This window comes from Sphingobacterium sp. UBA5789, from assembly GCF_002418355.1.
GTDB lineage: Bacteria > Bacteroidota > Bacteroidia > Sphingobacteriales > Sphingobacteriaceae > Sphingobacterium.
In genome coordinates, this window is record NZ_DIDX01000001.1 from 1,154,353 (window position 1) to 1,167,368 (window position 13,016).

The following is a 13,016-nucleotide window of genomic DNA, read 5'->3' on the forward strand; positions in this document are numbered from 1 at the left end:
AATTTTAAATCTAAGATGAAGATTTTCTATAGGTGATTTCGTCACGGATTGCAGCTGCGGTCTCGTATTGTTCGTCTGCAATTGCTTTTTCTAAAGCTGCTTCTAACTGTTCGTCAGAAAGTGAACTGTAAGGTGATTTTTTTTGAGGAGTTGGAATCTCTTTACGGGGTTCCTGAGGAGCTTTGGCGGCTTCTACACTTTCAATATTTTCCAAAAATGCAAAATCATTACTTTCAATCACTATACCGGCAGAAGCCATAATAAATTCATAGGTAAAGATTGGTGCATCAAAACGTACCGCTAAGGCAATTGCATCAGACGTACGGGCATCAATTTCAGAGATTTTTTCGCCATCACTACAGATCAGTTTGGCAAAAAAAATACCGTCAATAAGATTATAGATAATTACTTCCTGCAAAGTAATTGCGTAGGCATCGGCAAATGCTTTGAAAAGATCATGTGTCAGAGGACGACTGGGGGTCATTTTTTCAATTTCTACAGCTATAGCCTGTGCTTCAAAACCTCCAATGATAATAGGCAGTCTTCTATTGCCACCAACTTCTCCCAGCACAAGCGCATAGGCACCTGATTGCGTCTGACTATATGAAAGTCCTACGATATCTAAATTGATTTTCTTCATTCTTCCCTCTTACGATAGTACAAAGATGTGAATATTAAAAGCAAAATAAAAGCGGCTACTACAATAATTTGAAATAGCCGCCTTTATGGGGTAACGAATTTATGATCAATTATTTTTATATGCTTTCAATGCAGCCGTCAATTTGGGTACAATATCAAAGGCATCGCCTACAATTCCATAATCTGCAACTTTGAAAAACGGAGCCTCCGGATCTTTGTTGATAACAACAATTGTTTTCGAAGAACTGACTCCTGCCAGATGTTGAATGGCGCCTGATATACCGATAGCAATATACAGATTCGGACTTACGACAATACCTGTTTGTCCTACGTGCTCAGAGTGCGGTCTCCAACCTGCATCTGATACCGGTTTGGAGCATGCTGTTGCAGCACCTAACACATCTGCAAGTTCCTCAATTATTGCCCAGTTCTCAGGACCTTTTAGGCCACGTCCTGCAGAAACGACAATCTCTGCTTCCGGAAGTGAAACCTTATCAGTCGCCCGAACTATTTCTTTTACAATAGTGCTGAGGTCCGTAGCTTGTAATTGAGGTGCAAAAGCTTCGATTGAAGCGGACCCGCCGACAGCCTTAGCTTCGTAAGCGTTCGGATTTACGGAAATTACTTTTATAGAAGAGCTTAATTCTACTGTTGCAAATGCTTTGTTAGAAAAAGCAGTTTTCTTAACAGATAAGCTATCTCCGCTGATCTGAGGCAATTCGATTGCTCCATCTGCAAGACCAGCCTGCAGTTTGGTTGCAATACGTGGTGCCAGACCTTTTCCGCTGAATGAATTGGACAGAACTACGATTTTGGATCCTTCTTTCTGAGCTGCTTCCGCAATAACGGAGGCATATGCTTGGTTGACAAAGTTTTTTAAATCTCCATTTTGTACATTCAAAACTTTTGAAGCTCCAAACTGACCAAGTTTTTCCAGTTCAGAATTGCTGACATCACCGATTGATATAGCCGTAACAGTACTTCCTGTCTGGTCTGCAATGGCTTTTGCATAAGAAACAGCTTCAAATGCAGATTTCTTAAATTGACCTTCAATATTTTCTATATAAACTAATACAGACATAATTTTCAGTTTTAATAAAATGAATTAAATAACCTTTGCCTCATCGTGCAAAAGACCCACTAATTTTTCTACTTCTCCGGCATCTACCATTTTTACAGTACCACGAGGAGCAGGGGATTCATATTTGGTAATATGAGACAATTGGGGTACTTCTACCGCAGGGATCACCTGTAAAGGTTTGGTGCGTGCACTCATGATTCCCCGCATATTCGGGATTTTGGGCTCGGCGACACCTTCAGCAGTACCCACAACCATTGGCAACGAAGTTGTTAAAATTTCCTTTCCTCCTTCGATCTCACGTTCAACAGTTGCGTTGGAACCATCAATATCAATTTTTTTGGCGATGGAAATAGAAGGTATATTCAATAGTTCAGCTACAATAGCTCCTACCTGTGCTCCATTATAGTCAATAGACTCTCGTCCGGTAAGAATCAGATCAAAAGGATTGCTTTTTACATAATCAGCAATCTGGTGTGCGACAAACCACGCATCACGTGGAACACTGTCTACACGTACTGCATCATCTGCTCCTGTAGCCAATGCTTTGCGGATAGTAGCTTCTGTCGACGCTTCGCCAACATTAATTACCGTTACCGTGCCTTTTCCTCCTTCAGCCAGATCGATCGCCTTTGAAAGTGCAATCTCATCATAAGGATTTACAATAAATTGAACACCTGCTGTATTGAAGGCAGTTCCATCATTCGCAAATGTTATTTTTGATGTCGTATCCGGGACATTACTTATACAAACTAATATTCTCATAATTGTATGCGTTTTACACAAACCTAATATTTTTTGTAATAAAAGTAAAGTGTTTGAAGTAGAAAATTCCCTTTTACAAAACTATTTCTTCTGCCTTTTTTAATAAAATAATTGACCTTTTTGAATAATTTATTTTTTTTAAAACGCTTGTAGTTAGTTATTTAGTTTTATTTCTATTTTGAAGTTCCCCTTCCTGATTTAATCGTCAGTGAAATGTCATTTTATATGCTAGCATAGTATTTTCGTTTTTTGATCTATCAAAATTTTCTTTGCTTTTAAGAATGAATAAGTGTCAAAATCGGGATTAGGTTACCTATCTGTTTTCATCCGGAATTTTCTTTATGTCTTATTCTTGCGGAGTGATTAGAATATTGCGGGCAATGATTAACTTTGATTATATTATTACATAAATCTCAATCATCATGTCTTCTAAATTTGAACAACTTCAGGCATATTTAAAAGAAAGTCCCTCGGATCCGTTTCTGCATTATGCTCTCGCAAATGAATATCTCAAAACAGGAGAGGACTTTGAGGCTTTGAGCAGGTTTATAAAGCTTACAGAGCAGTTTCCGGATTACGTAGGTACATATTATCATTTGGGCAAGTTATTAGAAAAACTCGACCGAAAGGATGATGCACTGCTGTATTATCAAAAAGGAATGGAAATTGCCAAAGCAAAACGAAATATACATGCACTTAATGAGCTTAAGGGAGCCTATCTCATGGCTATTGGTGAAGATGATGAAGATGACTACTAATGTTAAAATATGCTAAAAAATTAGCAGACCTTCTAATTATGGTATCAATTTTGTTTGCATGTAATTAAGTTTTTTTATGCACACAAATGAAAACCAGAGTCTATATACTTGCAACATTACTACTCTTTATTATTCTGGGCAGTTGTATCAACAACCGTCAGAATAAAACTGAGCGGTCAACTGATGCAGCGTATAGTATTTCTCCTGATGGTACCATTGAACAGAAATCAGATCAGTTTACAGGTGAGTATAAAGGAATATTACCTTGTGCAGATTGTGACGGAATTGAAACCATTTTACATATTAATGCCGATAAATCTTATCAGCTTAGTACAAAATATCTGGGGAAAAGTGATGAAAATTTTGTGAAAAGCGGACGTTGGAAAATGCATGCGAATACATTGACTCTGGAAGGGATAGATTACAAATTCAGAATTCTAGAAGATCAGTTATCGCAATTGGATCTTTCCGGAGAAGATATCAAAGGAGATCTGGCAGATCAGTACCGTCTTGCAAAGTTTGAAGAATAAAGATATATAAAATACTGTTGTTAAAAATAAAATGCCGTTTATCAGTCTCTGATAAACGGCATTTCTTGTTAGAGCGTATGGATGCTACACCAAAATGTCCTGATTGCACAGTTCTTTAAGTTTACTTACCACAATATCGACTTCTTCTTTTGTGTTATTTTTTGAAAATGAAAATCTTACAGATGGTCTCGTACTGCTTGCATTGATAGCGGATAAAACATGTGAACCAATGTCTGACCCTGAGCTGCATGCACTGCCTCCTGAACAGGAGATACCTTCGATATCGAGACTGAATAAGAGCATGTCAGCCATATTCGTACATGGGAAAGATACATTCAATACCGTATAAAGAGATTTTTCAGGATCTGTTTCTCCGTTAAAACTGACATCAGGAATAGCCTTGATCAGTTCCTCTTTCATATACGATTTAAGACCTTGTATATACGCCTGATGTATTTCCATTTCATCATAGCACAATTCCAATGCTTTTGCCAATCCCACTATTCCGTATACATTTTCTGTACCTCCACGCATGTTGCGCTCCTGAGCGCCACCATAAATCATAGGTTTGATCTTATTCTTTCCATTGATGTAGAGAAAACCTACACCTTTCGGTCCATGAAATTTATGCGCCGCTCCGGTGATAAAATCAATTTTCAATTGACTGAGATCATGTCTGTAATGTCCCATGGTCTGGACCGTATCCGCATGGTACACGGCATTATACTGATGACATATTTCAGCGACTTTTTGTATGTCCGTCAGATTTCCCAATTCATTATTGGCATGCATCAATGATACAAAAGTCCGTGGATTTGAAGCCAGAAGTTGGTCTAGCTGTTCAAGATCAACATTACCTTTTTCATCTACATTAAGCATATCCAACTGTATCTTCCCTTCTTTCTGTAATTCTTCCAGTGTATGGAGTACAGCATGGTGTTCCAATGGAGAAGTAATAGCATGTGTTATCCCGAGATCAATTACGGATCTCACGATAGCCATGTTATCCGCTTCCGTACCTCCGGAAGTAAAAAATATTTCGGAAGGAGAGGTATGGAGTAGATTAGCCACAGTTTTTCTGGCTTTTTCAACTATCGTCTTTACTTGGCGACCATGTGCATGAATAGAAGATGGATTTCCAAAGTTTTCCTGCATGGTCTCTACCATCACTTTAATGACCTCAGGGTCCAGTGGAGTGGTAGCAGCGTTATCAAAATAAATTTGCATAAGAACAAAGTTAGAAATAAGAATTAAATTTTTAAAGACGCTTTTTTCCAGGGATAATCAATAAGACTATGTCAACTAAACTTAATAGCAGCGCGAGGATGATTAAGATGTCGCCATTACCGGTATAAAATGTAATATTCTCATTGAGATTAATTTCCTGAGTAAGCGCAGCCGGCACCCACCATGCTGTCTGCTGGACAATATCTCCTCTCTGATTTATGAAAGCTGAGATTCCGGTATTAGCGGCACGGGCGATCCATCTGCGGTTTTCAATAGCCCTTAATTTAGCATAATCCAGATGTTGATCTTTACCGGAAGTATTTTTCCACCAACCGTCGTTAGTAACAATTGTTATGAACTGAGCACCCTGTTTGACGTACTGCCCTACATAGTCACCCCATATCGATTCATAACATATTACTGGGGCTGCACCAATTCCGCTGCCAGCATAAAAAACACTGGGTTCATCCTGCTTTCCATATCCTCCCGTTGTTCCGCCAAATTGGGCAAATAAAGGCTTTAAGAAGCTTAATGCAGATCCGAAAGGCATCTGCTCTACGCCGGGAACCAGTTTGGATTTATGATAAAATTGTAATTTGGACGAGTTATCAATAAATACTGCTGCATTAAAATTATCTACAAATTGAGTGCCGTACGGACGTGCAGTAGCTGTACGCTGATCCGTATACATACGATAACTCTCTATTCCTGATAATACAGCACCGTTTTTATATTTGTCCAGGAAAGACGATATGACTTCATAAGCCGGATATTGCCGGAAATTATCTTCATCTATCCAGCCTCTTGCTGAAATTGCGGTTTCGGGCCAGACAAAGAATTCCGTGTTAGGTTTAGCTACTGATTCCGAAAGTGTGATCAGGGTTTTCAACTGTTCTTCAGGAGAAATACTTCCAAATTTTTGATAAGGATCTATATTAGGCTGTACCACCACCACCTGTGAGGGGTTAAGATGCTCTTCATAGGTAAAGTATCGTATTAAAGATCCTCCGATTGGGATGATGAGTGTAGCTATCAGTGCAATATTAGTCCATTTTGGTTTAGTGAGCGTTTGTATATTACGTTTATGCAATACAAACAGAAAGACAAGGATATTGACTGCCCATATCCAGACAGATCCTCCGTATACACCTGTCCACTCGTACCATTGGATAAGGGGATGTGTGGCTGCAAAGCCATTTCCCAGTGTCATCCACGGAAAAGCGAGATCCCACCATTGGTGCAGATATTCATAGCATATCCAAAAGGCCGTAAGCCCAACCAATGAGCGTGCAAGAGACTGTTTTTTCCGGAGTCTGTAGTATAGTCCGAAAACTATAGTCATTAACAATGGTGCAAGTCCGAAAGGAATAAGGGAAATCGGTAATGCTGCATAGGCCGGAAGCCCTGCACTCATGGCATTATATACCCAGTAGATACTTGCTGTATTCCACAGAAAACCTGTCATGAAAGCAAGTCCTGCTATTTTTCGCCCCTTTTTTACTTCATTGCTTCGGATTACATTTTCTACCGCAAGTAGTAAGGGTACAAAAGCAATTAATAGCAAGGGCCCTGTATAAGGTATGGGAGGCCATGCCACCCAAAGTAAAAAGGCACTTAAAAGTGCCAGTAAATAGTTATTTTTCACTTATTACAGTTGAGACAATAATTCATTCTTTTTGTTTTCGTACTCCGCTTGTGTTATAAGCTGTTTATCAAACAACGATTTGAGTTTCTTTAGTTTTTGCGTGATTTCATCCTCTTCTTCTACCGGTGCAGGCGGCTCTGGTGCGGGAGGAGTATAAGAAGGCGCTACATAGCTGTTTACTACAGGTGCAGCCGGCTCTGCAGGAACTTCTTCATTAAAAGATTTGGGTTCAACAGGAGCAGGTGTTTCTTCTTTTTTTACTTCTATAACGGGGGCAACAGGTGTTGAGATTACAATCTTTTCTTTTTCTGATTGTAATTCTTCCTTTTTGCTGTTTTCCAAAGCTCCCTTTATAAGCTGATAAAGCTTACGTGCCTGAATTTTTGGAATATAATCAATACTCAGATTTTCACCTGTAAAGGGAATTACAGTTACTTTAGATCCGAAGATTTCCTCTTTAAATGCAATATCCTTGATATCTTTCCAGCTGAAAATCTCAAAATTGGTCGCCAGACCAAGTTTAGTGAACTCACACAGAAAGATACGCTTACTGCTCACTGCAATACTATCCGGTAATATGGTCACCGCAGGTTTTTTCTGCAAGGCGATGTAATCAATCTGTTCACCTGACGTGAGCATATCCTTTAACTTGTCTACTAATTTCTCTACTACCTTGACGTCTTGTCCGTCTTGTATATATTTATCAATAATCATTTTCTAAATTATTTGAATGAATAACAAAATATGATAACTATTCTAATCCTGCAATACAAATTACAAATTCTCCCTTAATTGGATTGTTTTCGAAATGTAATTTTAAAGATGCTAATGTTCCCCTAACATTTTCTTCATATATTTTGCTCAGCTCACGGGAAACAGAACCTTGCCTTTCTTCACCAAAAATGGCAATAAATTCATCGATAGATTTGAGCAGACGATGTGGCGACTCATAAAAAATCATAGTGCGTTTTTCATCGGCAAGATTTTTTAATCTGGTTTGTCTTCCTTTTTTGACGGGAAGGAAACCCTCAAAGCAAAACCTGTCATTTGGCAAGCCTGAATTCACCAGTGCAGGTACAAATGCTGTAGCCCCCGGCAGACACTGTACTTCAAGACCCTCTTTCAGGGCAGCTCTGACTAATAAAAAACCCGGATCAGAAATCGCAGGAGTACCAGCGTCAGAAATCAGTGCAATCTGCTGTCCTTCTTTAAGAAACCTGATAATCTCCGTTACGGCTTTATGTTCATTATGCTGATGATGAGCAAAAACCTTTTTATCAATTCCAAAGTGTTTGAGTAAGGGTGCAGAGGTCCGCGTATCTTCTGCGAGAATCAGATCAGCTTCTTTCAACACACGAATAGCACGGAAAGTCATATCCTCAAGATTGCCAATTGGCGTGGGAACTAAATATAACATAGTCAAAGGTAAAGGTTTTTTGTGAAAAGACGTATGTTGCAGTTAAGGGACTTTTTATTTGGGCAAATACAGCCTGACGGGTAAGTAATAAGGACTCAATTTTAACCTTTTATGAATTCATTTTCTGTATATTCTTAGCTCTTCTTATCTTTGGTCATTATTAAATACATAAACAGTATGTTGCAATTAAATTATATCCGTGAAAACAGGGATAAGGTAATCGAAAGATTAGGGGTGAAAAACTTCAAAGAATTAGGTTTGGTTGACGAAATCATCGCTTTGGATGAGCTACGTCGCAAGACCCAGTCGGAGTCAGATTCCCTTTCAGCAGAAGCCAATGCTGCCGCAAAACAAATAGGAGATTTGATGCGTCAAGGTAAAAAAGAAGAAGCTGAAACTGTAAAATCTCAATCGTCCGGATATAAAGAACAAGTAAAACAACTGACTGAAAAGCTGAGTGAAGTAGAACAGGAACTGCACAATAAAATTGTACAATTACCTAACCTGCCACATAGTTCAGTTCCTGTAGGAGTAGCTGCGGAAGATAATGAAGTGATTTATACAGCAGGTGATGTACCTAGTCTGGATGAAGATGCTTTACCGCATTGGGAGCTGGCTGCAAAATATGATATTATTGATTTCGAATTGGGCACAAAGGTCGCTGGAGCAGGATTTCCGGTGTATAAGGGAAAAGGAGCGAGGTTACAACGTGCGTTGATTAATTTCTTTCTGGATCAGGCCGCAGAAGTGGGATATAAAGAAGTGCAGGTCCCTATCGTAGTGAACGAAGCTTCCGGTTTCGGAACAGGGCAGCTTCCTGACAAAGAGGGGCAGATGTATCATGTAGGACAGGATGATCTTTATCTGATCCCGACAGCAGAGGTGCCAGTGACGAATATGTACAGAGACGTTATTGTAAAAGCAGAAGATTTTCCGATCCGTCATTGTGCTTATACGCCGTGTTTCCGCAGAGAAGCAGGTTCTTATGGAGCACACGTACGCGGACTGAACAGACTGCATCAATTTGATAAAGTGGAGGCGGTACAGATTGTGCATCCTGACCAATCTTATGAAGTCATAGAAGAGATGTGTAAATATGTACAAGGACTATTGGAAAAACTGGAACTGCCATACCGTGTACTGCGTCTTTGCGGTGGCGACATGAGCTTTACAGCTTCATTGACATACGATCTTGAAGTATACAGCACAGCACAAAAAAGATGGCTGGAAGTTTCTTCTGTTTCTAATTTTGAAACTTATCAGGCAAACCGTCTGAAAGTACGCTTCAAAAATGAAGAAGGTAAAATGCAATTAGCCCATACATTAAACGGATCTGCACTTGCACTTCCACGTATAGTGGCTTCCTTACTTGAAAATAATCAGACAGGCAAAGGAATTAAAGTTCCGGCAGCTCTGGTACCGTATACAGGATTTGAGTATATCGACTAAAGAAAAATGGTGGGATAATTTTATCCCACCATTTTTCTTTAATTCAGTGTCTTAATTCTGCCGAGGCTCCATTCGTATCAGATACTGATCCTGATCATCTTCAAACAGGATCTGAACAACCCAGTTTTCTTCACGTGCCACTTTGATCAGCGTTTGCTGATCCAGGTAAAGCCATTTAAACGGAGCTCCTTTTACTCCCCTGTATTCATACTGATAATTGATCTCACCAAAATAATAATCAGGCTTTTTGATGTGATATTCCTCATACAAATATGAAATGTCTGAGGAATCGAACAAGAGCTGACCACGATCGGCCAATAGCGATTTGGCGTGTCTGAGTAATTTCCTGAATCCTTCCAGATCACCTGCCAGTCCTATACCATTCATCAGAAATAATAAGGTATTAAATTTCTGATCCTTCAGATTAAAGATATCATCGTTTATAATCGTATCTACACCTCTTTGCTTCATAATATGAGATGCCGTCTCTGATATTTCCAGAGCTTCTACCTCAAACCCTTTTTGCTGAAGGTATAAAGCGTGTACACCTGTGCCGGCTCCGACATCCAGTACTTTACCATCACACAATGAAAGTGCTATAAATTCTAACTCGGTAAAATCTTCTTCTTCCCGGAAGAATATATCTACAGGCATTTCTTCTATATCCCCATAGCTGCTATGCAAAAGAAGGGGAGATGTTGTCTCGCCTGTTGCAAAATATTCCTGAAGAGCCTCTCCGTATACATCTCTATTCATCAGTCTTCTATCATTAATATTTTTTTCGCCAGATAGATGGATTCCGGATCTCCTGTGTGTTTCTTGGGTTCATCGGATAATTTGATGACCGGAGTCCATTCTCCTTCTTCCGGATAAGCTTCTGTCATCTTGAGTACAATATTCATTGCCGGAAGACCCGCATCATTAGTAAAGTTGGTACCTATGCCAAAAGAATAGCCGATCTTGCCTTTACAGTATGCTGATATTTTTTCTACTTTGTCATAATCCAGACCATCTGAAAAAGTGATCGTCTTTGAAAGCGGATTAATGCCGTTTCTAACATAATGGGCTATCGTTTTGTCTGCAAACACTAAGGGATCACCGCTGTCATGTCTTACACCATCAAATAACTTGGTTAGTTTTTTGTCAAACTGTTTGAAAAAAACATCCGTGGTATAGGTGTCGGCAAGTGCTATTCCCAGATCTCCACGATAGACATCAGACCAGTGTTCTAATCCTAAGTGATTAGCCATCTTGTAACCATATTTGGCGGCATGGAACATAAACCATTCATGTGCATGTGTGCCGATAGGTTTTATTTTATGCAGTTGAGCAAGATGTACATTGCTGGAACCGATAAAAGTACCCTGACCATATTTTTTTAAAGTTTCTACGATCAGATTGTGTACATAATAGGAGTGACGTCTGCGTGTGCCGAAGTCCGCAATCGTAATTCCCAGTTTATCGTATTTCAGGATCTTGTCTTTAGCAATAGAAATGACTTCGCTATCCTCCAGCCTTTGGGCTCCGGTAGCTTCATAAAACAATTCACATATAAGTGACATAATAGGCACTTCCCAAAGAATAGTACGGTACCAATACCCTTCAATCGTAACTGAAATATCTGTGCCATCCTGCAATACCGTTACCTCATCCGGATCATAGCGGTACCCCTCCAGAAAATCAAAATATGTAGGATCAATATAAGGGCAGTTTTCAGCAAAAAACGACTTTTCCGATTTTGTGAGTTTCAGTTTAGCCATCTCATGAATAGCCTCAGTAAGTAACTTGTCAAAACCGGGAGGAAACTTATGCTGACCTCTGTTGATAAACTGATAACGTGCTCTCGCCTTTGGAAACAATTTGACCACTGCAAATTGCATGGTAAACTTGTAGAAATCGTTATCAAGTATAGATGTTAATTTCGCCATTCTGTATGCTTGCAATACTATATTTTGTGTTAAAAGAGATTAAAAGTACAAAAAGTTATCACAAAGTATTGTTTTTTGAACGTAATTAAATACCAGCAAAAAAGGCATTGCATAAATGCAATACCTCTTTCTCACAAATTTATTTCAATTAAATATTCTTTTTCTAACGACCTCTGTTGCTTCTGCTGCTTCCTGAGGATACTGTTCCTCTTTCAGTACGATTCGGCGCAGGACTAGCTGTTCTTTGTTCGCTTCCTCTGCTACTTGCCTGTTGGTATTGAGGAGCTCTTTCTGCAGATCTGCTGCGTCCTCTGTTCTCCATTTGAGGTTGTGAATTTCCTCTGTCAATGGAAGGACGGTTTTGCGGAGCAGATTCTCTTCTTTGTATATTTTCATTTGACTGTCCGCGTGACGATCTTGGTTGCCTTTCCATAGATTGATTTCGTCTTTCTACACGATTTTGTTCTACAGTTGAGGCTTCACGTTGACTGGAGCGATCCTGTCTGTTTCCGGCCTGACGTTCGGAAGGACGGGAAGTTTGGATGTCACTGTTACGTTGTACTTCTCTGTTTCTTTCCGTACGGTTTGTATTTCCGTTGTTGTCATTGCTTCTTGGTCTGGAGTTGCTTCCATTTTGCAATGTCGCATTTCCTTCTTTGTCAATATAGAGCGTCCGGCTGCCTCGTTCTGTACGATTGGAGGAGATATCTGTACTGCGGCTGCTTCGGTCAACTGCATTTCTGCTTCTGTCAACACCTGTATTAGCTCTGGTAGACTCGCGGTCTCCTCTGCTTGCCTGACGATCACTGCTACGGCTGTCACCTCTGTCCGGACGATAGATAGATACCGAACGGCTATCTACACTGGATCTTCCCGGACGATCACTTGTTCTCATATTTCGTACTGTGACACTACGTCCGCTAGAGCGTTCTATGTCCCTGCGGGATGGTCCGCCATAATAGTGGTTATTATTGACAACATAAGTATTATGAACGATGGTTGTTCTGTTATATACACGTCCGTAATCATGTACATAATGATTATGAAAATGACGGTCAAAGATATAACGGGAAGGAAGGAATACCCATAAGTTACCAATGCCAATATTGATGTTTACATTTACAGAAGGCATCATTGGTGCCCAACCGTAATATCCGTTACCCGAACGCCAGTCTACCCAGGCTGGTCCCCATTCGTATCCTGGAATCCATCCCCATCCGCGGTAATTGGAATATACCCAACGACCGTAATGAAAAGGCGCCCAGCCCCATGCATAATCCGACACCCATGTATTTCCATATTCTGTCATTGCCCAGTATCCATTACTGGAGTAGGGTCTGAAATCGCGTCCTGCATCAGGATACCATACTTCACCGTATGTAGGATCATCATCCCAGTTACCATAAGGAGATAACTCATCATAGAACAGATCCAGTGATACCCCCCCTCTTACCTGAGCACTGGCTGCAGATATCGAAAAAAGGCTTACAAGACCAAATATGGTCATTATAAATAATGTTGATTTTTTTAGCCCTTTCATATTCTTCAATTTAAAAGATGAATCCTTTTGTTAATTTTAT

13 protein-coding genes are annotated in these 13,016 nt (G+C 39.8%); 3 read left to right on the forward strand and 10 right to left on the reverse strand.

The window, feature by feature from the left end:
* Positions 1-10: 10 nt before the first annotated feature.
* The 3 genes from B4B65_RS04955 to B4B65_RS04965 form a co-directional block, all read right to left on the reverse strand.
* Complete coding sequence (locus B4B65_RS04955; RefSeq protein ID WP_003002238.1) at positions 11-640, reverse strand: bifunctional nuclease family protein; 630 nt, start codon at positions 638-640, stop codon at positions 11-13.
* A 105-nt stretch (positions 641-745) separates the two neighbouring features.
* The gene (locus B4B65_RS04960; RefSeq protein WP_293913923.1) at positions 746-1,720 is read right to left on the reverse strand and encodes an electron transfer flavoprotein subunit alpha/FixB family protein; all 975 of its coding nucleotides are present in this window, start codon (positions 1,718-1,720) and stop codon (positions 746-748) included.
* Between the two features lie 24 nt (positions 1,721-1,744).
* Positions 1,745-2,482: an electron transfer flavoprotein subunit beta/FixA family protein gene (locus B4B65_RS04965; protein ID WP_201678103.1), complete on the reverse strand. Its 738-nt coding sequence runs from the start codon at positions 2,480-2,482 to the stop codon at positions 1,745-1,747.
* A 422-nt stretch (positions 2,483-2,904) separates the two neighbouring features.
* Here B4B65_RS04965 and B4B65_RS04970 point away from each other — a divergent pair, with 422 nt between their 5' ends.
* Both B4B65_RS04970 and B4B65_RS04975 read left to right on the forward strand, forming a co-directional pair.
* Positions 2,905-3,240, forward strand: a complete 336-nt coding sequence (locus tag B4B65_RS04970) for a tetratricopeptide repeat protein (RefSeq protein ID WP_293913925.1) — start codon at positions 2,905-2,907, stop codon at positions 3,238-3,240.
* 86 nt (positions 3,241-3,326) lie between these two features.
* A complete protein-coding gene (locus B4B65_RS04975; RefSeq protein WP_201678105.1) occupies positions 3,327-3,770 on the forward strand; it encodes a copper resistance protein NlpE in 444 nt (147 codons plus the stop codon).
* Positions 3,771-3,854: 84 nt separating this feature from the next.
* On the opposite strand, the gene B4B65_RS04980 is transcribed toward B4B65_RS04975, so the two are convergent.
* From B4B65_RS04980 to rsmI, 4 genes are read right to left on the reverse strand one after another with little or no spacing between them, the layout of a single operon-like run.
* Entirely contained in the window at positions 3,855-4,997 is a 1,143-nt protein-coding gene (locus B4B65_RS04980; protein ID WP_293913928.1) for a cysteine desulfurase family protein, read from the reverse strand.
* Between the two features lie 31 nt (positions 4,998-5,028).
* Positions 5,029-6,642 carry an apolipoprotein N-acyltransferase gene (gene lnt, locus B4B65_RS04985; protein WP_293913930.1) on the reverse strand — a complete coding sequence of 538 codons (1,614 nt, stop codon included), beginning with the start codon at positions 6,640-6,642 and terminating at the stop codon, positions 5,029-5,031.
* Between the two features lie 3 nt (positions 6,643-6,645).
* Positions 6,646-7,356, reverse strand: coding sequence for a PH domain-containing protein (locus tag B4B65_RS04990; protein WP_293913932.1), 711 nt, complete (start codon positions 7,354-7,356; stop codon positions 6,646-6,648).
* A 37-nt stretch (positions 7,357-7,393) separates the two neighbouring features.
* A complete protein-coding gene (rsmI, locus tag B4B65_RS04995; RefSeq protein ID WP_293913934.1) occupies positions 7,394-8,059 on the reverse strand; it encodes a 16S rRNA (cytidine(1402)-2'-O)-methyltransferase in 666 nt (221 codons plus the stop codon).
* Positions 8,060-8,236: 177 nt separating this feature from the next.
* Here rsmI and serS point away from each other — a divergent pair, with 177 nt between their 5' ends.
* Complete coding sequence (gene serS, locus B4B65_RS05000; RefSeq protein WP_293913936.1) at positions 8,237-9,508, forward strand: serine--tRNA ligase; 1,272 nt, start codon at positions 8,237-8,239, stop codon at positions 9,506-9,508.
* A gap of 51 nt (positions 9,509-9,559) precedes the next feature.
* On the opposite strand, the gene B4B65_RS05005 is transcribed toward serS, so the two are convergent.
* From B4B65_RS05005 to B4B65_RS05015, 3 genes are all read right to left on the reverse strand, one after another.
* Positions 9,560-10,264, reverse strand: a complete 705-nt coding sequence (locus B4B65_RS05005; RefSeq protein WP_293913938.1) for a class I SAM-dependent methyltransferase — start codon at positions 10,262-10,264, stop codon at positions 9,560-9,562.
* Positions 10,264-11,436, reverse strand: a complete 1,173-nt coding sequence (gene pncB / locus B4B65_RS05010; RefSeq protein WP_201678112.1) for a nicotinate phosphoribosyltransferase — start codon at positions 11,434-11,436, stop codon at positions 10,264-10,266. Before pncB ends, B4B65_RS05005 begins: the two co-directional genes overlap by 1 nt.
* Positions 11,437-11,599: 163 nt before the next feature.
* Positions 11,600-12,976, reverse strand: a complete 1,377-nt coding sequence (locus B4B65_RS05015) for a DUF6600 domain-containing protein (protein ID WP_293913940.1) — start codon at positions 12,974-12,976, stop codon at positions 11,600-11,602.
* Positions 12,977-13,016: the final 40 nt, after the last annotated feature.